At 41.3% G+C, this 20,546-nt stretch carries 19 protein-coding genes; 1 reads left to right on the forward strand and 18 read right to left on the reverse strand.

From position 1 onward, the window contains the following. Positions 1 to 6: 6 nt before the first annotated feature. The 16 genes from KFT32_RS14055 to metH all read right to left on the reverse strand — a co-directional run bounded on the left by KFT32_RS14055 (position 7) and on the right by metH (position 18,384). On the reverse strand, positions 7 to 489 hold the full coding sequence (locus tag KFT32_RS14055) for an ABC transporter permease (RefSeq protein ID WP_211747852.1): 483 nt from the start codon (positions 487 to 489) through the stop codon (positions 7 to 9). Between the two features lie 25 nt (positions 490 to 514). Next, a complete protein-coding gene (locus KFT32_RS14060; protein ID WP_211747853.1) occupies positions 515 to 2,584 on the reverse strand; it encodes a hypothetical protein in 2,070 nt (689 codons plus the stop codon). Next, entirely contained in the window at positions 2,574 to 4,385 is a 1,812-nt protein-coding gene (locus KFT32_RS14065; protein WP_211747854.1) for an ATPase, T2SS/T4P/T4SS family, read from the reverse strand. Before KFT32_RS14065 ends, KFT32_RS14060 begins: the two co-directional genes overlap by 11 nt. A gap of 18 nt (positions 4,386 to 4,403) precedes the next feature. Further along, a complete protein-coding gene (locus KFT32_RS14070; RefSeq protein WP_211747855.1) occupies positions 4,404 to 5,240 on the reverse strand; it encodes a hypothetical protein in 837 nt (278 codons plus the stop codon). After that, complete coding sequence (locus KFT32_RS14075; RefSeq protein WP_211747856.1) at positions 5,237 to 5,947, reverse strand: hypothetical protein; 711 nt, start codon at positions 5,945 to 5,947, stop codon at positions 5,237 to 5,239. Before KFT32_RS14075 ends, KFT32_RS14070 begins: the two co-directional genes overlap by 4 nt. Positions 5,948 to 5,969: 22 nt before the next feature. Further along, positions 5,970 to 7,028: an SAF domain-containing protein gene (locus KFT32_RS14080; RefSeq protein WP_211747857.1), complete on the reverse strand. Its 1,059-nt coding sequence runs from the start codon at positions 7,026 to 7,028 to the stop codon at positions 5,970 to 5,972. A 45-nt stretch (positions 7,029 to 7,073) separates the two neighbouring features. Then, complete coding sequence (locus KFT32_RS14085) at positions 7,074 to 8,546, reverse strand: serine/threonine-protein kinase (protein WP_249435889.1); 1,473 nt, start codon at positions 8,544 to 8,546, stop codon at positions 7,074 to 7,076. Between the two features lie 222 nt (positions 8,547 to 8,768). Next, positions 8,769 to 9,818, reverse strand: a complete 1,050-nt coding sequence (locus KFT32_RS14090) for a 23S rRNA (cytidine(2498)-2'-O)-methyltransferase RlmM (protein ID WP_249435890.1) — start codon at positions 9,816 to 9,818, stop codon at positions 8,769 to 8,771. 6 nt (positions 9,819 to 9,824) lie between these two features. Beyond that, the gene (locus tag KFT32_RS14095; protein ID WP_211747858.1) at positions 9,825 to 10,598 is read right to left on the reverse strand and encodes an ABC transporter ATP-binding protein; all 774 of its coding nucleotides are present in this window, start codon (positions 10,596 to 10,598) and stop codon (positions 9,825 to 9,827) included. Beyond that, positions 10,595 to 10,879 (reverse strand): thioredoxin family protein, encoded by a 285-nt coding sequence (locus tag KFT32_RS14100; RefSeq protein WP_249435891.1) that lies wholly within the window; start codon positions 10,877 to 10,879, stop codon positions 10,595 to 10,597. Before KFT32_RS14100 ends, KFT32_RS14095 begins: the two co-directional genes overlap by 4 nt. Positions 10,880 to 10,908: 29 nt before the next feature. Next, complete coding sequence (locus KFT32_RS14105; RefSeq protein ID WP_211747860.1) at positions 10,909 to 11,253, reverse strand: cyclic-phosphate processing receiver domain-containing protein; 345 nt, start codon at positions 11,251 to 11,253, stop codon at positions 10,909 to 10,911. Positions 11,254 to 11,279: 26 nt separating this feature from the next. After that, the gene (locus KFT32_RS14110; RefSeq protein WP_211747861.1) at positions 11,280 to 12,140 is read right to left on the reverse strand and encodes a deoxyribonuclease IV; all 861 of its coding nucleotides are present in this window, start codon (positions 12,138 to 12,140) and stop codon (positions 11,280 to 11,282) included. Continuing rightward, positions 12,128 to 12,946 carry an Fpg/Nei family DNA glycosylase gene (locus KFT32_RS14115; protein ID WP_211747862.1) on the reverse strand — a complete coding sequence of 273 codons (819 nt, stop codon included), beginning with the start codon at positions 12,944 to 12,946 and terminating at the stop codon, positions 12,128 to 12,130. The genes KFT32_RS14110 and KFT32_RS14115 overlap by 13 nt, the downstream gene beginning before the upstream one ends. 54 nt (positions 12,947 to 13,000) lie before the next feature. Further along, positions 13,001 to 13,783, reverse strand: a complete 783-nt coding sequence (locus tag KFT32_RS14120) for a TIGR01457 family HAD-type hydrolase (protein ID WP_211747863.1) — start codon at positions 13,781 to 13,783, stop codon at positions 13,001 to 13,003. A gap of 161 nt (positions 13,784 to 13,944) precedes the next feature. Beyond that, positions 13,945 to 14,862: a ribonuclease Z gene (rnz, locus tag KFT32_RS14125; RefSeq protein ID WP_211747957.1), complete on the reverse strand. Its 918-nt coding sequence runs from the start codon at positions 14,860 to 14,862 to the stop codon at positions 13,945 to 13,947. A gap of 81 nt (positions 14,863 to 14,943) precedes the next feature. Continuing rightward, positions 14,944 to 18,384, reverse strand: a complete 3,441-nt coding sequence (gene metH / locus KFT32_RS14130) for a methionine synthase (RefSeq protein ID WP_211747864.1) — start codon at positions 18,382 to 18,384, stop codon at positions 14,944 to 14,946. Between the two features lie 199 nt (positions 18,385 to 18,583). Here metH and KFT32_RS14135 point away from each other — a divergent pair, with 199 nt between their 5' ends. Continuing rightward, positions 18,584 to 19,126 (forward strand): 1,2-dihydroxy-3-keto-5-methylthiopentene dioxygenase, encoded by a 543-nt coding sequence (locus tag KFT32_RS14135; protein WP_211747865.1) that lies wholly within the window; start codon positions 18,584 to 18,586, stop codon positions 19,124 to 19,126. Positions 19,127 to 19,188: 62 nt separating this feature from the next. Here the strand turns inward: KFT32_RS14135 and KFT32_RS14140 are convergent, their stop codons facing one another. After that, entirely contained in the window at positions 19,189 to 19,632 is a 444-nt protein-coding gene (locus tag KFT32_RS14140) for a FixH family protein (RefSeq protein WP_211747866.1), read from the reverse strand. Positions 19,633 to 19,758: 126 nt separating this feature from the next. After that, entirely contained in the window at positions 19,759 to 20,541 is a 783-nt protein-coding gene (locus KFT32_RS14145) for an HAD family hydrolase (protein ID WP_211747867.1), read from the reverse strand. Between the last annotated feature and the right edge of the window lie 5 nt (positions 20,542 to 20,546).

The raw sequence follows: 20,546 nt of genomic DNA on the forward strand, positions 1-20,546 counted from the left end.
TTTTAACTAGGATTGAGTAAATAATAAACCACGCACCACATTAGAGCTGTCTTTAACTACCGTTGCTTTAAATCTACCGCTCGGATTCACATATTCACTTTTACGCTCATTTAAAGTGTTTTCAACAATACCTAAAGTCGCACCTTCAGGAGCAACCACTTCACCATAAGTAGGTGATTCTGTTGTTACGTTAAGAGGATATCCATACCATTGTCCTGCTGCATTTTTACCTGTTTTAATAAAAATACCGAATTGATCTTTACCCTTGAATTTACGAAGTGCGTTGGTAACCTGAGATCCGCTAATTGTTGTTCCGTCATAGACGGTAAAAGATGTTTGCGATAACTCCGTCTGAATGTCTGCAAAATTATTTTGAGCCGTCTTCGTTGCTTCTTGAGCTGAAATGAATAAAATCACGACGATCGTTATTAAGGCAATGGTAAGAAAAATACCAGCGGCTACTTTTAGTGCTGAAGATGCGTTGTTCATCTTTTAAATACCTCCACGATATATTTTATATTTTTTGAATTTGTTCGTAATAAACATTCATTTGCATAAAGCTCACCACAACTAAAGGAAGAACAAGATATAGAAAGATCAGAGCATACATCGGTGTAAACCCAATAATGCGGCCCCATTCTGCTTTGGTTTCGATCATCTTGGCGTATTCCTGTCTCCTCTGTTCAAAGTAAAAGGACATTTGATGATCAAGATCGTCAAATGCTTCTTTAATTGTGATCGTTCCAAGTGCCAATATGAGTTTGTCAGCAACTCTCTGAAACTCCGGCAAAGTAATTTCTTGTTTTAACTGTTCCAGAGCTAGTTCAGGACCATGTTCAAAGTGTAGAAGACATTTTTGTATTGGCATCTTGAAAATAACCGCGAAACGATTCAGCCATTCCAGTATCTCTTCTACCGACATCCGATCCATATCTCGAAGAATAGAAATAACGGTTTGATATTGATATACTTCATGTCGCATATCCATCCTGCGGACCCGCCGGTCGATATGTAGGAGCCATATTGGCAAATGATATCCTATATAAGCTATAAGCAGACAAATAAGCAGTTCCCACCAGTGAAATACTTCTTTGTTCCAAGCATCTAGCTTCTCCGTTATTCGGGTGATGGAGGCAGTCATCTCTTCAGGTACCATCTTTTTTTCAGCATGTGTGCGTAAGGAGTTTTCAATCTGCTCGTAAGTACTGCTTGCTTTCATATGTAAATCTTCCATTACTTTTTGATCGAGATGTATCCACCAATTAGAAGCATCTTTCTCGGCAGGAGGTAACTCGCCAAATACGCTCCATTTAACGACAGGCTGATTTAAAATATGATTTTTTTCAATACTATGCAAGACGAATGCGCTACTCATGGCAAAAAGAAAACATGAGGTAAACCAAACAATTCTTCTGACTTCAAACCACTCTAGTTTAAGGTGCGTATTGGTTTCACGAAGCAGTTGAACTAGAGTGGCATAGGATCTAGTCCCTGACCTAGGACCAAATGCAGATACCAGAATACGCATCCATTTCCATTGGTACAATCTTTTTTCCCATATTCGCTTACGATCCTCTGCCCGATAAGTCGTCTCTTGTGTCCGCTGTAACTGCTGCAGCAATGTATAACAGCCGATGATAATGATATATATGGACAACAAAACGATAAATCCAAGCTTGCTTTCATAAAATTCATTCATAGTAGGAAAACTATTTCTCGCCCATTCTTCAATTGGTTTTGTAAAAAAGACGGGTGCAAGACTAATGATATTAAGACCTTTTAAAAGGTAATCGAGTTTGGCAAGCCGCAAAATTTCCAGGTGTATCTCCTGAGTCAGACTACCTATCCCCTTAAGATAGATCGAATCCTGCCTCGCATCCTGATCTCCAAACTCCATCACCATATAGGAAATCCCTGCAAAAGCTTTAAGGAATCGGTTAGGTGCGGTTTCATAATAACGTTCTAATGCTTCATCCGGATGGACTGACGTAAGAGCAGCATAAATGTGCATCGAATGCCTTGCAGCTTCTCCATGAGACACTTCAGCTGCTTCATAAAGTGCTTCCTCAACCATACCGTGCTGATGATATCTATGCCTCACTTCAGCAAATAGTTCTACCATTTCTGACAAAAGTTTGCGCTCTTGCCTTGCAACCGACATATCAAGAAATAGACTATTTACAACGATTCCCACTAGGATCGATAACATCAGAAAGCTGATGCCAGGCTGAATAGACATTAGAATTACGCCCGAAGTAAAGAAACAAGTCCATATGATGAAAGTCAGCTTCATCGTTTCTATTCGAAGCAAGTATTCGCTCATCCCATATTGGTAACTTAACTTTTTACGAACGAGTAAAATGTAATGAGATACACCAGGGATTTTGATTCCAAAAGAATAAGCTTGGACTAGGTATGTCTTCAGTACCGCTCTCATACTTTTTGTTTTTCTTAACCGCTGTTGGTTACTCATACTAAGAGAATAATTTTGTTTACGATTAGACATTTGTATAACTACATAAATCACAATGAGTCCTAGAATGGATGCAGCAAGCGTCAGTAGCAGCCCTTCCTTAAGAGACATGCTCACTCCCCCAATACGACACTACATATTGTTCAAACTTTGATGCATCCTCTTTACTCATCTGAGAGATCATTTCCCTTTGATTCATAGGAGATATAGGTGCTGCCCAGCAGTACATACCCGAACGAAATTCTATTATATTCCGATAAGTAAAAGCTTCTCCCCCTGAACGCGATGATTTTAAATCAGGTATGCACTCCGTGATTCGCTCAACATATCTTCGTCCATCAGCATCCTTTTTTAGATGGATATCAAAGTTGAGTACACTTGCAACCTGTTCCTCAGCTATATGCTCATGCCTGAACATCCCTACCTTAAGAAGTGAATTTCGCAAAGCAAAAATCAAATCAGGAAACGTTTTGGCATGATGCGTAAATACCGTAAACAGGCTGGCCACCTGTGACATTTGAATCATCCAAGCAGCTACTTCATCGCTTGCTACTTCTCCCAGTATGTTAACTGTTCCGTCCGTTTTCTTCTGTAGGTCCAGTCCTTGCTGACCTGAAATATGATCTGTCTCACGGAACGTCAAAATATTGCGTTTGCTGTAAAGTTTTCGTAAATGAAGCTCAAAAGCCATCTCTTGTACACGTAAGGTATGATATGGGTAAATATGCTCGATCATTGCCATCAGCAGTGTTGTTTTTCCTGAACCCTGGGCGCCAGTGACCGATGTGATCCGACAACCCTTCATAAGGTAACTAATAAGTTCAATTACCATTTCTGAATTCGTTCCTGTTATCAGCTTCGGTAATGTCGCACTAGGCAAATCAAATTTCCGTACAAAAAACGCCCATGATTCAGAAAAAGGCGGCCTTACGACAACGACCCTTGAACCATCTTTCATTTCATTTACCTTGTAACCTTTAGATTCTGATAGTTGACCAGGGTGATTGTATTTGTATATATTCTGGCATACCCTTCTAAGCTCACGTTCAGAACCAAAGGATAAAAACGATAAATGTATCGACTTCCCTTTATAAAAAATCCAAACACTTTCTGTATTGCGGTTTATTTCTGATTCCAACTCGTATTCCCCAAAATCCTGATAACCTTGAAAAGAAACTTCCGGAATATGATTCATTTCGTGACCTAAGACACCACTTACACCCGCGCTTACACCATCAATCTGCTGATCCCTGATATCATCAACGACCGAAAATCCTTTGTAATGCTGATAAACACGCTGCACTATAATATTGACCTTGTCCAAAAAAAGCAGTTCTCTGTATTCACACTCAAAAATATACTCAATATCCTCAGCAGAGATTGCGTAATATCCTCCAGAATCATGTTCAGCTACTTTTCTCAGTTCTGCCAGATCATAGGTATCAATAAGCTTCGATAATGCCTCACTGCCGAATTGCTGCTGGTAAATATAAAATATGATCTCGAACCTATCCTGAATATCTAATTGATCCAATCTATCAAATGGAATGGATTCATTAATATTTTTTTCCGTCAGGCCATAGCTGTGGATTAGCAGATCCGTTATCAGTTTCTTCACATAATGTTTATCATTCAAACTACCCGAAATACATTCTTTCAGTGCCCTTCTCATCTCTGCTCTTTGATTTAATTTACGTATATACTCCTCTTCATGCAGCCCTACATCTGCTAGTTGACTATGGCTCAGCTCATGCAAAGCTTGTTTGACATATTCCGTCAAATGCTCGAGTGTAGCTTCTTCATTCCTCCCCTTTTGAGGTAGTGCAACGATCATCTTTTGATTGTTTTTAATTTTGATAAAAAGAACAACGATACAACAGACTGACAACATCATCAGAAGGAAAAGATTCATTGTGACTCCCCCCCAATTTTAAGCTCCTCTTTCAAGCTGTTTCAAAATACTCCGTAAACCGGCACTTTCCATAATGATTTTGGAAAGTTCACGGATACTGGTAGCGTGCTCCCCCATCTCCCCATTTTTCTTATCCAGATTCATCGTCTGGTGAACGTAAGCACCGGTCTCTCTTCGATTCCATGCTTCTCTATACGGAGTACAGTAAGGAATCGGGACAATCGGATCTTTATAGCCAAAACGACGTTTTATATTACCAGGGGTACAATTAGATTCTCTGTCATATAAGCCGAGCGTAATAATAACCTTTTTCTGTTCGAAATCTTGCTTCCATTTTGCATCACGGAAAAAGTGTTCCAGTTCTCTCATATTCTGATTCAAGTTCACTACCATAACATCGCTATCTTTCACTATTTCTCGCTCCATTCTTTTACCATTTCCTGCATCTAGCAACACCAAATCATACGCCTCATTTGCGAGTTTAGATATTGATGAAACATGATGCCCATTGAAGAGGCTCTCTTCTAATACAGTCTGTTTATATCTTCCTGGGAGTAAATCCAGCTGGTTTTTGAGAAGTGGAGTTGTGCAATCTCTAAACTTCTCCTTGGTAAGACTACCGCTCGAATACAATCGATACATTGCGTCCCATCCGGTTGTTGATAAATTATTCATAAAAAAATCGGCATTCGGTTCACGAATAGGCAATCCTGCTTCCAAACTATCCCCTGCGTAATCCACGTGCATTGCAAGCACCCGCAAACGCTGAGTTAATCCAATCATAAAAGCAACCGAAATTAAGTTTGATGTGGTGCCACTTCGCTGAAAAGGGCTCCAAAAAGTAACGTTACTCATGCTCTCTTCCTTTCTGTAAGGGATAAAGCTTTCCTTGATTCCACACTCGTCCATCCCGTGAGCAGTTCAAGTAATAGCGCCAGTGACTTCTTATATTGCCTAGATAAAGGTTTAACATGGAGTCTTTTAATATGTTCGTTTTCAAGCTGTAGTGCGGTATCGATCTCATCCCAATATATTGATACCGGAGTTCCGTGGAATTGGATCGGACTGTCGCTATAATAATCCCAAGCGTACTGATCTATTTTCGTATCAATGATCTGCGTCCATAGTCTGTAGAAACTAGGCAACTCTTCCACTTGTAAACTCTCTTGAAGCTTGTAAATCCAAGTCTTACCCCTCTCAAGGTCCTGTCGACTGTATGTAGTTACCCATACTCTTGCTGATGCAGACATCCACTCTTCTTTTGTTAGAAATCCGGTTTTCTCTACATCACAAATGATAAAATCGTAATGGGATATTTCTTCACCGGTTCCAGAAAGGTAATCCGAAATCTGCTTAATATTCGTAAATCCACATGCTACATCAAATCCTTCAAATTCCGTTATCCATTGCGGTAAATAAATCGCATCAATACTATATCGATACCGCTCATATTCTGTTGCATCTACAAGAAGTACCTTAAATCCCGTGTTTGCGAGTATCTTGCTAATATATAAAGTAACGTCTGATTTGGTTGCCAGGCCTGCAAATATCCAGGTTTTCATACGTTTATTGTCCTCCCCTCACTTAAGGATTTGACGTTACTGACTGAGATAAAATTTGGTTCTGTTCTGCTAGAGATCCATCACCCTGATTTGTTTGAATGCCTTCAGCTCCGGTTTGTTTCCATATCTCGGTTCCGCTCTCTTTCTCAGCTTCTTCTGATCCTACGGGCGAAGAATTCAGATCGGAGTTCCATGTACCTCCAGACGAACCGAGTCCATTTGATCTTGAAGTCAGCAAATCTTGTTCAATCGATTCTGAGACAACACTTGTCTGTGATGAGGCAAGAGCATTCTCCAGTGTTCCTCTTAAATGCTTTGCTAGTGCCTGTTCCGCATGTTCCACAATATTGGGATTCACTTCAATTAATTGAAGTACTTTCTCATTGGCAGGATAGGTTGGAATAGCACTCTCTTGGAACTCAGGCTCCACATAACTAAGTGAATAAAGGGATGCTTTGTGAAGATAGGCATCTACCATCGCACTCGACAAGGTCAGTATTTCTTCCTCCGTTAACGTCATCCACATCGTAGGACCATTTAGTTTTTCTACTTTTTTCTTCGATAAAACAATATAATCTTGGCCTGTTGGGAACTGAATACGAACATCGATCATTTCCCCTGGAGATAAAATAGTTGGAAGTTTAATTACGGAAATTTCTCGATTTCTAAGATCAGCTGGAGTCGGCTCTTCCTGATACAACATTGCTTCCGTAATCGCTGTTCCCGATTTCAATTCAATCTTTGCTATGGTCCCTCTGATCTCCTCAAGATTGTCAATGAGGTTAACAGGTGACTGATTCGAAGCAAACTGTATGGCTTTCACATCTGAATCCTGTATTAATGTCCCTGCTTCCAAATCTCGAGCGGCAATATAACCTGTCTTGCTATCCTTCTGTTCACTTTTCAGCTGCTGTGTGAGCTCTTCTAACCTAGCCTCATACTTCGCTTCTTGCTTACTCTTCTTCACATTGTCGGCATAAAAGTCATAGAACAAATAACTTCCTAACAAAAGACTTGCCACACCTGCACCTGCAAGGCCTGCATAGATCATTTTTTTGCTCTGTCGTCTAAGTTTTGACACTAGTGAACTCCTTTTCTAGAACTCGTACTCTGTACTTCCGTATAACTAACTTCTCATTTTAAAAAAGAAGCTTCTTTTCTTCATCGTTGGAATAATGTTTTTAAGTATTTCTGTTAAGGCCTCATCTACATCATTTTCCTGGTCAAACGGATCAAGCTGTAGTGGTAAACTGTACACATGCCGTGACTTCAAATTCTTGCGTATCCTCATTACAGTATCTTTGGATGAAAGAGGAAGAACATAATTCCACCTTGCCTTCACCGAAGATTCGTAACTTCTGGAGAACAGCTGTAAGTCTGACTGCTTCCACTCTGCTGCCCCTCCAACCACAATGGGGACATCACTTCGCTGAAGTTCTTCCATGGAATAATGATTACGCTCACAGCCGAGGTCCAGAACAACGTATTGATAGTTGCTGCTTAGAAGCTGAAGAATTTCTTTTTTAGTTGTTTTACGAAAATAGTGAACACCTGCTAATTCGAACATACGGCGATCCTGCAATCCCCCTTCCGATCCACAAGCAATTGAATCAATTCTTGAAAATGCTGTTGCTCGCTGAGAAAGTTCAATAATAGCAACCTTGCACTTCAATCTAGCCAAGTAATGGGCTATTGCGATCGAAGTATGAGTAACACCAACACCTGGTCCTACCCCCATAACAGCTACCACCGATGTTCCTTGAGAAAATAACACTCCATGTTCTTGGTGAGGGGAAGGTTTATGTGACAACTTGAACATTTCTTCTCTGAGCTCGTGAATGGACTGATATCTATTTGCTGGATCGGATCTGAGCAACCTTCTGATTACCGGAATATAAGGGCGAATCGCTTCGTTTCTGAGCATTTGCTCTACCCCAGAGATCCATTCACTGTGAGCACCCCGGGTAACCAAATATAAGAACAAAGCTCCTAAACTGTACAAATCCGAGCGAACGTCCGTCTGACCACTACCATATTGTTCCGGAGAGGCAAACCCGATAGTTCCTAGCTTTACCGTGTCTTGAAGGCGATTCTCTTTATAGTTTCGTGCAATACCAAAATCAATAAGTCGAAGGTCTTCATCTCCTGTAATCATGATGTTTCCAGGTTTCAAATCACGATAAATAATAGGTGGCGACCTATGATGCAAGTAATCTAGAACATCCATCACTTCTCTGATCATCGTCAAAATCTTGTCATAAGGCAGAACGTAATTTTGTTTATTCAGGTATTCCGTAAGGGTTACTCCTTCAATGTAATCCATTACAAGATAGGTATATCCCACCTGATCGGGTTCAAAAAAATCAACAATTTGTGGTAATCGGGGGTGCTGTAAAGCGATAAGCATTTCTGCTTCTGTTGCAAAGTTTCCGTGGTCACCTGGCTGGGCCATACTTTCTTTTATCGCCCACTTCTTACCGGGCAGCTTCATATCTTCTGCCATATATACATGACTCATCCCACCGGAACCGATACTTCTCACGATCAGGTATCTCCCTCCGAGGATAGAACCTCTTTCTAAACGCGAAGGAAACTTCATAATGACCTCCTTTTGTACACAAAAAAAAGAGAAAGCCCCTATTGCGAAACATGCATTAAAAACTGCATGCTCACGCAACAGGGATGCTTTCCCTTTGTTGTCGTACTGGTTAATTTTGGATTCATTATATGACACAGATGATCCCAATGTAAAGTACTTTTTTAATTATTCTTTTATATAGCATACTAACGCCTCTATATATAGGGCCAAACTTTTATATGGTTAGTACTTAATCATATAGAGCGTAATCTCATCCCGGTTATGAAAAAGCTGCTTAGCACGCTGGATCTGCATCCGCGAATCCTCAAATACACTAGTCACTTCTTTAATAAGAGCCATCGGCTTTTTATGCATTAGTTTCACGGTTACTACCGCCGTACCACCAGACCTCAGACTGTACAACAGATCTGTAACAAGCCTTGCCATCAGTTTTGGACTCCAGCTCATATCACATACAAGAAGGTCAAATTCATTTTCTTTAAACTTTACATCCCCTGCGTTTTTCGATACATACTTTAGCTTAGGATGATTAAGAAGAACTGGATTCATTTTGGCTGGATCTACCGCCGTAACCTCAAGTCCTCTATCTAACAAGAATGAAGTCCATCCTCCAGGTGCAGCTCCGATATCTACTGCACGGTGAAAAGATGAAAACGGAATATCTAATGTTTTTTCAGCTTCAAGCAGTTTAAATTTGGCTCTTGAGATCTGTCCCTCTTCCTTCTGAAAACGAACAGCTCCGCCATTCCAATCAGACAAGTTATCTTCTGCACGGGATACTCCCGCATACAAACGTTCCTCTGTAAGATAAACAGACACAATGAGATCCGCATCCTGAATTACGTGTTCAGCAGGGAGCAGTTCGATTCCGCTTAGAATATGCTGTTTGAAAACTCCGGAAGTTCCTTCAAAGTTGCTCCGTTCCGTTTTTCTCACTTGTAAGCTGAAAGAACCTTCTTGAAGAGCACTGTGGTTCAGCAAAAACCGGAACAATTGGTCGAATGCTATATCCTGTTGTTCTGTATTTACTTCGAAATGGACAGGGAAAAGGTGTCTTAGAAAAATAGGCGGCGTTTGCTGAAGCAAGTCGGCTGCGTCCCCTTGTGAAGTTGGTAAAGTTGCCAAAAACACTTCACCGGAGACAAGCATCGTGCTTTTTACAGCACCAAACATTCTTCGCAGTTCCTCCTGTGCGTAAGGAGCAAAACCGTGATTTGCTGTACATATAAACCGGGCAGAGATTCCTTCTGCCGTTTGAACTTGATTACTCAATTGAAATTAACCTCCACTACATACTCGAATCCAAGGGCGTTCATGAAACCAATCCAGCTCCACTGAAATACCGTAAGTTTGCATAATTGTTTCTTTTGTCAATACTTCTTTTTTGGGACCTGCTGCAGCTATTTTCCCGTCTTTTATAAGCGCGATATGAGTGAATAAGGGCACGATCTCATCTATATGATGTTTTACATATACGACAGCAATATTTTGATTACGTAAATTATCAACAGCTTGCAGCATGTTCTCACGTTCGAACAAATCAAGCCCTGCGCAGGGCTCGTCCATGATAAGCAGCTTTGGATGTGCCATTAGGGACCTAGCAAGAAGTACTTTTTTGCGTTCTCCTTGTGATAATATTCCAAAAGGTTGCTGAGCTAAATGGGAAAATCCGATGTCAGCGAGTTTCGCATGAGCTTCTTTTTCCACTTCTTCTGGAATGTGCTGATAAAAACGCAAAAAGGCGTAAGCCCCGGTAGCGACAACTTCCCATACTGGATCCTTTAACGCCAGTTTCTCAATTAACGTTTGGCTAATGTATCCGATCTCTTTACGAACTTCCCGAACGTCACATTCACCATAGGTGTAATCGAGAACGTTAACCTTACCTTTGGAGGGAAACAAGTATCCCATCATCATCTCCAGAATCGTTGTTTTACCACTTCCGTTTCTTCCGAGGATGACCCAATTTTCACCTTTACCCATCTGGATGTTCACATCATCTAGTATGAGCTTGTCACCGCGCTTCAGCGATACATTTTGCATTTCAATCATGAAGAAATCACCCTCCTGATTTGATTCAGCAAATGCTGAGCTGACTCCATTTTATAAATATGAGTAGGAAGTTCCTTCTCCCCACTAAACAATAATAAAGCCGGGACACTTGTAATCTGATACTGATGAACAACATTCTGAATGTCCGCAATATTCGCTTGGTATAAAATATCGTCTGGTAACAAATACTCAGCCACTTCGAGCATCCGAAGACCTGCTTGACATGTACCACACAGTGGGGTGTACACATACAAAGCAAAGGCTTTCCCTTCCCATGCCATCCTTAAAATCTCATTTTGCTCTAAGTGGTTCATTGGTTTGATCTCGCTGTTACAGCAATTTGTTCCAGAAGTTCATGTGGCATAGGTCCATTGTGAACCTCCGTACGGTCAGGCTTATTAACGTATAATAATTCATACATGGCTCTACGTCCAGCATCACTTGAGGTGTGCAGATATATTGCATTTGGGAACATCTGCTTATTCACAATAAAGGAAGCGACATCGAGTCCAGTTGGATTTCCATAACCTAGATCATAATCCAAAGACAATATATTCACCTTATATTCTATCAGGAGAAGTTTGCACTCTTCTACATCTCTCGCGAGTGTAAATCCAGGTGGACATGTCCGATAATCATCCAGAAATAAGTTCATTCTCCCCTCTCCTTTCTAAAAAGCTTTCAAATGATCCAGGACCGAATACGCTTAATATCGTCCTGATGAGTTCCATCTTCACCAGTTTCCGTTTCCAGTACCCATATCAAACCCTTTACTTCCCTCTGCTTTAACAGCCAGGTTAGGCCCTTCTCACCAATGAAACCTTGTCCAACTCGTTCGTGGCGATCCTTATTCGAAAGATATCCGTACTTGGAATCATTCACATGGATTGCAATAAGCGCATCAAAATAACCAAGCTTTCTTCCTTTTTTCAGCAACTCTAGATCCTCAGAACCGTTCCAAAGACCACTCGCATAAGCATGACAAGTATCCAAACAAAATCCAATAGAGTGAGGGTACCTCGAAAGGTTACGAATTTGTACCAGCTCCTCAAGTGTAGTCCCCATAGGACCATGATCACCTGCCTGGTTTTCGATCAGCAGTTTAGCTGAGCCTTGCCATTCTGTGAGTACATCATCCAAAAATCGAATAATATGGTGATACGCTGCAAGCGGGTCACTCAATTTTGCATGTCCAAAATGAACAACAACCCCAGCAGAACCGCAAGCTTCAGCGATATGCAGGTCATTTTTCAGGGAGTCAACCATCCCTTGGTATAGACCTGTGCCTTTGCTGTCACCTAGAGCAGGATTGGTAGGATAGGGAGAATGTGCGATAGATCGAAGCCCATACTTCGTACAGAAAGCCCGGCAGCGTAATGCTTCTTCGACATCAAAACGTTTCACACCAAGTCCTCGGGGATTTTTCGGAAAGAACTGAAAAGCGTTAGCTCCCATATCATACGCCCTTTGAGCTGCTTTCGAATACCCACCCCGAGTACTTACGTGACTACCTATATATAGGTTTGTCGTCAATGTTGACATACGGGACAGAAAAAGGCTTTCTTCCCGGTAATTTCAACTTTGTTAATGATCCCCTCGTTACATCTTGTACACGTCTCTCCCTCACGGTCATAGACACGGCACTGCTCATCATATTTTCCGGTTAGTTCATCACCTTCATACAAAGGCATCTCCATATAACCACCACCAGCTGTCGCTTCACGAAGAACCGATTGAACCGCGTGGTACAATCTTGAAGAAGAATCCTCATTTTGAAGAAGATCTTGAATCTTAGTATCCGGTCTTAGGCTAGCCGCAAAAGCAATCTCATCAGAATAACAGTTGCCAATTCCAGCAATCACATGCTGATTCACAAGTGTTGTTTTGATTGTGCCTCTTCTACCTTTTAACCTCTCTTTAAACTTTTCTTCGGTAAAACGATAATCAAGCGGTTCTGGACCGAGATCTGACATTAATTCATCCGTTTCTTTCGCACTTAGCAAGTGAAGATAACCAAGTCTTAGACCGATAAAACAGAGTGTAGTTTCCCCTAATTCAATTTCGATTTGTGTCGAACGCTTAGGGCGCTCTCCCTCTGTTCCGACATAGAGTACTCCCCCGAGCATAAGGTGTAGCACAAGTCTTCGTCCTGTACTCAAATGAAAAATCAAATGTTTAGCTCTACGCTCGATATACACAATTCGATGATTAACAAGTTCTTTTTCAAAAACTTCCGGGGTCACATTTATAGATTTTTCACGCTCTATGGTAACCTTTGTAATCGGGCTATCCAGTAATTTATCTGATAATAGCTTCCGGTAATTTTCCATCTCCGGTAATTCCGGCATACGTACATCTTCCTTCCCTTGATGCTATATAGGTAATTTATTATATTGTTTTGTTTATATGGTTGTTATTAGTTCATGTAAATCTTTATGAATTTCATCAGGTTTGATGCCAGTAGCCCTCATATGAACTTCGAGGTTAGCCTCGGTAGTAACTCCTGTCAAGACAAGAATAGAGCGGCATCCTGCTGCTTCGCCTGCTGCAATATCTGTCCGCATATTATCACCGATGACAGCAACTTCGTTAGCAGGGAGTCCGAGCCGATCAATAGCATGTTTCATTAAGATGCTGGACGGCTTACCAATAACGACCGGTTTAACCCCTGATGCAGCTTCAATTGCTGCTCCAATGGTTCCCGCTCCAGGCGTTAATCCGTCATCTGCTGGGAGCTGAAGATCAGGATTAGTTAAAATCGATTTCGCCCCTCCCATAATCCAACGAAGCGCTTTTGTTAACTTCTGATATGTAAAATCACGATCGATGCCTTGAATTACGTATTCTGGCGATTCTTCAGTAATTTGAAGCCCTGCTTCGATCAGTGCTTTTTCCAAACCTTCTTCTCCAATAAACGCAACTTTGGCACCTGGTGATTCAGAGGCTACATATTCAGCTGCTGCTACCGCAGATGTGCATACTTCTTCTCCGTCAGCTTCTATTCCAAGGGATCTAAGGTGATCCGCTACTCCTGCAGGTGTTCTTGAAGAATTGTTCGTAACATAAAGATAAGGTATATTTGAGCTTTTTAAATGCTGGATTAGTAAATCCGCTCCATCAATTCGATGTTTTCCGTGATACATGGTTCCATCCAAGTCCAGCAAGTAAGCCTTAGGTGAATTCATAACTGTATTGCTCCCTTCAAAAGACAGTTCATATACTTATATAAATAAGCATTATGCCCATCGTACAATCTTTTTAAGAGGATTGCAAAGTAGAAAAGAAGCGCTACAGCGCTTTTATTTTTTGCAATGACATTTCATCTGTTTCCATTCTCTAAAGAAACTTATAGTGGTATTAACTCATGTTCAACTGCAAGTATTGTGCTTGGAAAAATAGACTGTGCCTCCAGCAGTAAAGGCTCAAGTTGCTCTTCATCCTTATACCGTGAACTGAAATGAGTAAGAATCAGTTTCTTAGCTCCAGCTTCGTTTGCCGCTTCTGCTGCCTGTTTAGCCGTACTATGATAATAATCGTGAGCTGTTGAAGCAAGTTCATGTAAAAAAGTTGCTTCATGCACGATAACATCGGCCCCAGCAGATAAAGGTACTACATTGGGGGTAGGTCTAGTATCACCTAGGATGGTAATCACCTTCCCTTTTTTTGGAGAACCGAGAACGTCAGCAGGATGAACGATCATACCATCTTCTAGCTCAATGCTTTCACCCCGTTTTAATTTCCCGAAAAGTGGACCTGGTTTTAGCCCGTGTACAGCTAGTTTTGAAGGATCAATACTTCCCGGACGATCTTTTTCCATAACCCGGTAGCCATAACTGTCAATACGATGTTCAAGCAAAGCGGACTCCACTACAAACATATCGTCTTCAAAAATAATACCGCCTTCATGTTCCACAATACGAAGATCATAATTCACACGGGATTGGCTTAGCTCAAGTGATGTTTCCACATATTGCTGAATTCCGGGCGGTCCATATAACGTAAGTGGAGTTAAGCCGCCTTGATAAGCTCTACTAGATAATAGGCCAGGTAAACCAAACAAGTGATCTCCGTGCAAGTGAGTAATAAAGATTTTCTCAAGCTTGCTGAGTTTTAGCGGAGATTTTAAAAATTGATGTTGTGTCCCTTCCCCACAGTCAAACAGCCATATGGAACGCCGCTCCTCCATTAGGCGAAGTGCGATCGAAGTGACGTTACGCTGTAGTGAGGGTACACCTGCGTTTGTTCCAAGAAAATATAGTTCCATCATGCTTCACCTCATCTTACTCTATAAATGATAAAAATCCTCCGATTTAGGATCGGAGGATTCCTTACTTTGTTCTACACTTTACGCTTTTTCCACGTTAAAATATTGTGCCTCCGGATGGCTGAACACCATCGCTGAAACCGAAGCTTCCGGTTCCATCATAAATCCTTCTGTCAGTTCCACTCCGATATCTTCGGGACGCATCAGTTCAAACAGTGGACCTTGATCTTCAAGGTCAGGACACGCAGGATATCCAAATGATACCCTTATTCCTTGATATCTGGCGCCTAAACGTTGTTTCATAGTCATTTCAGGAGGATCTGAGAACCCCCATGTATCCCTCATCATGTGATGAATTCGCTCAGCAAGTCCTTCTGCTACTTCTAGCGCTATCGACTGCAGAGCATGGAATCTCAGATAGTCTCCTTTTTCCTTCCATTCCTGTGCTAGTTCAGAAATCCCTTGCCCAGCAGTTACAACGAGGAAACCAACATAATCCATTGTCCCCGAATCAACTGGTTTCAAGAAGTCAGCCAAGCACAAATATGGCTCAACTTTTTGCCGCGGAAATTCAAACGTATGCAATACTTTACTATGATCCTCTGGATCGTATATAAAAATTTCATTCCCTTTGGACTGTGCCGGGAAAAAGCGATACATTGCGTTTGCCTTAATAATTCCGTCTTTTATAGCAAGCTCCATAATTTCGTCAACCGTTTGCTTCAGCTGAACAGCCTTAGGATCGCCAGCCTTAAGCAATTGCTCTACATTCCCTTTGAGACCCAGATGATGACCAAGCAACATCTGCATGTTTACATAAGGTAAAATGTGCCCGATTGGGTAATTACGCAAGGTATGTCTCACAAGATCAGGCGGTAAATACACAGGAGCATCCACTGATATTTTGGATCGTTCGACACGTGTAAGTTCAGGGAGTTGAACTACTTTATCCGCTGCTTTAGCATCCGCTTCTTTTTCTAGTTCCATCTCCTTGAGCATTACTTCTCTTGATGTCGGGTTCATTAATTTATTTGCAATATCAAGTCCGTCCATCGCGTCTTTAGCGTAAACAACCATTCCATTATATTCAGGTCTGATCCGTGTTTTGGTGAATTTACGAGTAAGCGCAGCTCCGCCAACCATTATAGGTACATCGATGCCAGCATTTCGTAAATCCTGGGCAGTCATAACCATTTGTTGTGCAGATTTCACAAGCAGACCCGAAAGACCAATGGCATCTACCTTTTCTTCCCGGAAAGACTCGATAATTCGTTCCGGTGGTACTTTTATACCCAAATTGACGATCTGGTAACCGTTATTAGCCAGAATAATCTCTACCAGGTTCTTCCCAATATCATGTACGTCACCTTTTACGGTAGCGAGCATAATTTTACCCTTCACAGAAGATTCGTTCTTCTGCATAAATTGTTCAAGATGAGCGACTGATGCCTTCATTACCTCAGCACTTTGCAATACTTCAGCAACAATCAATTCATTGTTGTTAAACAATCTCCCGACTTCTTCCATCCCTTTCATTAAAGGTCCGTTAATAATCTGAAGTGGGCTATATTTTTCTCTCGCGAGCTCCAAATCAGGAATCAAACCTTCTTTGCTGCCCTCAACGACATAAGTAGCAAGACGCTCTTCTAGAGATAGATTGGAGATTTTCTCTTTTTTCTCTACCTTTTTATTACGAAATGCCGCTACAAATGCGGCTAACGTCTCGTCATTTGTCCGGTAGATCAAATCTTCAGCCAGTTTCCGATCTTCCGCAGATATGGATGCATACCGTTCTACTTTCTCCGTGTTTACAATCGCATAATCGAGTCCCGCTTTTGTACATTCATACAAGAAAACAGAATTGAGTACTTCACGGCCCGCTTCTGGCAAACCAAAAGATACATTACTGACACCCAAAATGGTGTGCACACCAGGCAACGCCTCTTTAATCAGTCGGATCCCTTCAATTGTTTCACCAGCGGACCCGATGTACTGCTCATCTCCTGTTCCAACCGGGAAAACAAGCGTATCAAAAATAATATCTTCTGGACGTAAATCATATTTGTTGACTAAAAGATCATAGGAACGCTTCGCTACTTCAAGCTTGTCCTCACGAGTGATCGCTTGACCTCGCTCATCTATCGTACCTACAACGACGGCTCCCCCATATTTGCGAATAATTGGAGTCACTTTCTCAAACTTTTCTTCCCCGTCTTCTAAGTTTATTGAGTTAATAATCGCCTTACCCTGAGAGTATTGAAGTGAAAGATCAATGACATCCGCATCTGTTGTATCGATCATCAGCGGAACTTTTACTTTCTTGACAACAAGTTCTAGAAATTTACGCATATCCTCTGTTTCATCACGGTCCGGGTCTTGCACACAGATATCAACTACCTGAGCTCCATTTTTAACTTGTGCACGAGCGATCTCAGAAGCTTCTTCATACTTCCCTTCAACAATCAGTCGTTTAAATTTACGGGAACCGAGTACATTCGTCCGTTCTCCTACCATATAAGGACGATTGTCTTGTTCAACATAAACAGGATCAATCCCAGATATCGCTGGAGGATGTTCTCCTGTAAGCGGACGTGGTTCAATTAAATCCAGCTTGTTTTTTAATGCACGGATATGTTCCGGTGTGGTTCCGCAACATCCCCCGGCAATATTAAGCCAACCCTGCTCTGCGAAGGCTGCAATTTTCACAGCTAAAGATTCAGGCGATTCATGGTAGTGACCATTCTCATCTGGCAAACCTGCATTTGGATAACAACTTACTGCAGCGCTCGACATACCAGAAAGCGTACGAATGTGATCCCTCATAAACTCAGGACCTGTCGCACAGTTTAATCCTATTGAAATTGGATTCAAATGTTCTAATGAGATATAAAATGATTCTATATTTTGACCTGCCAGTGTAGTACCCATTGGTTCAATGGTACCTGAAATCATGATCGGCAGTGTTATATTACGAGCTTTGTACGCATTTCGAATTCCAATGCTACCTGCTTTTACGTTCAGGGTATCTTGGGATGTTTCAAGAAGAAGAGCATCAACGCCTCCGTCAATCAAGGCAAGTGCTTGTTCCTCATAACTCTCTACAAGCTCATCAAAAGTAACTCCACCGGTTACTGATAATGTTTTGGTGGTAGGACCCATTGCACCTATGACATAACGCGGCAAATCCGGTGTACTATATTTGTCTACCGCCGCTCTTGCAAGCTTCGCAGCAACCAGATTAATTTCTCTTGCTTGGTCCTGTATATCATACTCAGCCAAAACAACAGAGGTTGCACCAAAGGTATTCGTTTCTATTAGATCCGCACCTGCTTCAAGGTAACGTTCGTGAATCGTCTGGATTAGTTCAGGTCTCGTAAGCACCAGCATTTCATTACAACCGTCCAGTTCCTCACCGCCAAAATCTTCAGCAGTCAGGTCTTCCTGTTGAATCATGGTACCCATAGCACCATCCAAGATTAATATTCGCTTATGTAATGCTTCTTGCAGACTGATTTTATTCACCTTCATACCTCCCGCAAAACGTTACGTCTTAGTTTAGCAGAAAAGGGACTTTTATGAAAGAATATTTAAAGTGGAATTAACCGCGTCACTACAAGGATTTATAGCAACTTATAAGAGAGGCTCTACAAAATGTCAATCGACAAAAAAAGGGATATTCGCTATAATAGCAATTAAACCAAGTGGAAAAGAGGGAAAGTAAATGGCAGAAATCTTAATTCGAAACACGAACGAAAGAATCACTGGAGAAGATAATGTTCGTGCCTTCCTCAACCAATATGAAGTGCTTTTTGAAAAATGGGATGCATCCAAACTTCCTTCTGAACTTCAGGACAATTTTGTACTGAGTGATGAAGAGAAGCAACAGATTCTAGATGTATATGACAGTGAAATTAAGGATTTGGCTGCACGTCGAGGCTATCAAATTTGGGATGTCATTACCCTTTCAGAAGCCACTCCTGATCTGGAAGATAAGCTAGCGAAGTTCGAAGAAATTCATACTCATTCTGAAGATGAAATTCGCGCAATTGTATCCGGTAAAGGAATCTTTATCATTAAAGGTGACGAACAAACCGGCTACTTTAATGTGGAACTTGAGCCTGGTGATGTCATTTCTGTTCCTGAGAATACTCCGCACTTCTTTACACTTATGGAAAACAAACAAATTATTGCTGTTCGATTGTTTATTGAAAAGAACGGATGGGTTGCTGATCCTTACCCGGACCCGACCTTTATTAAAGCTTAATACTCAAGAGTTTAATTTTTAAACCACCCTAATGAATTACACAACTAGGGTGGTTTTTATTATTATTTTCCTATGACCTCAAGTTGTTTGGATGGCATCGAATGCATTCCCCTTGCTGTCACATGAGAGGTGATTTTATATACGCCTGCAGTTGGAAACTGATATTCCGCAATATACTTTCCTTCGCCATCGTACTCCGACTCAACTTCGAGACCGCTAGTACCTTCTAAGGAGATTTCAAACTTCACTTCATCAGCATCATCGATATATGCATCCTGCTGTGTAACGATCGCTTCCAATCTCACTACATCAGAAACTTCAACTCCTGAGTCGCCTTCAGGTACAACGAGCTCAACCTTAATTGGTTCTAATAACGCCGATTCTACTACTGCATTTCCATCTTTTTGGCATCCACTCATCAGTAGCAAAGCTAAAAGTGTACTGAATACCAAAATTGCTGACCTACGTGAAAAACTATAAAGAGCTCCATAAAATTCCGCTCTCAACCTATGTATTTTCCTCATTTTTTACAAGTCCCTTCTTCTATTCTTATGTAAAAGATAAAAGAAAACCGCTCCTGTTTGTCAAAACAGCCAAGCGGTTCATGGAAGCATGATCTAAAGTTGATGTTACTATAGCAGTTCGTAAATTTCGGTAAGATGTTTAATCTCAACATCAGGTTCAAAGGACTGATCATTTACTTTCTCATTACGGTTAATCCATACGGACTTAATCCCGGCAGAAAGTGCCCCTTTGATATCTGTTGTCAGCTTGTCTCCAACCATTAAAGCTTCATCAGCAGATACATCAAGCTGAGAAAGGGCATGATGGAATATAGTTGCATCAGGCTTACCTTTACCAAAGGCTCCAGATATGATGATATGGTCAAAAAAAGGAACCAAATCAGGAACGCCGTCAAGTTTTTCTTGCTGCAAAGAAGGACATCCATTCGTAAGGAGCAGCAACTTCACTTTACCTTTTAGCTCAGTAAGAACTTGAATCGTCTCATCATACATATATGGACGGGATCTTCTTTCTGCACCAAATTTATCAGAAAGAGTTGCCCCGAGTTCAGAATCATCGACTCCAAGTGCCGCGAGTCCCTTAGTCCAAGCAGCTTTGCGATAACCAGGTGCTAATTCTTCAAGTTTTCTAAATTCAGGCTGATCTCCGGCATTGAAATTCGCCCACAGTCCCTCAAAAGGGTTGATGCCAATCATTTTCGTAAACGGATACGTTTCATAAGATTCATATAGTTTTCTAGCTTCGTTTCGTACCGATGTCTCAAGCTCATGAGGATCTACTCCGCATTGCTTTGAAGCATAGAGACATGTTTCGTAAAAAGCTTCTTCAACACTCTTATCATCCCATAATAGCGTATCATCCAAATCGAACATAACTGCTTTAATTGACATCTTTT

The organism is Paenibacillus sp. Marseille-Q4541, from assembly GCF_018310695.1.
Lineage (GTDB): Bacteria > Bacillota > Bacilli > Paenibacillales > Paenibacillaceae > Paenibacillus.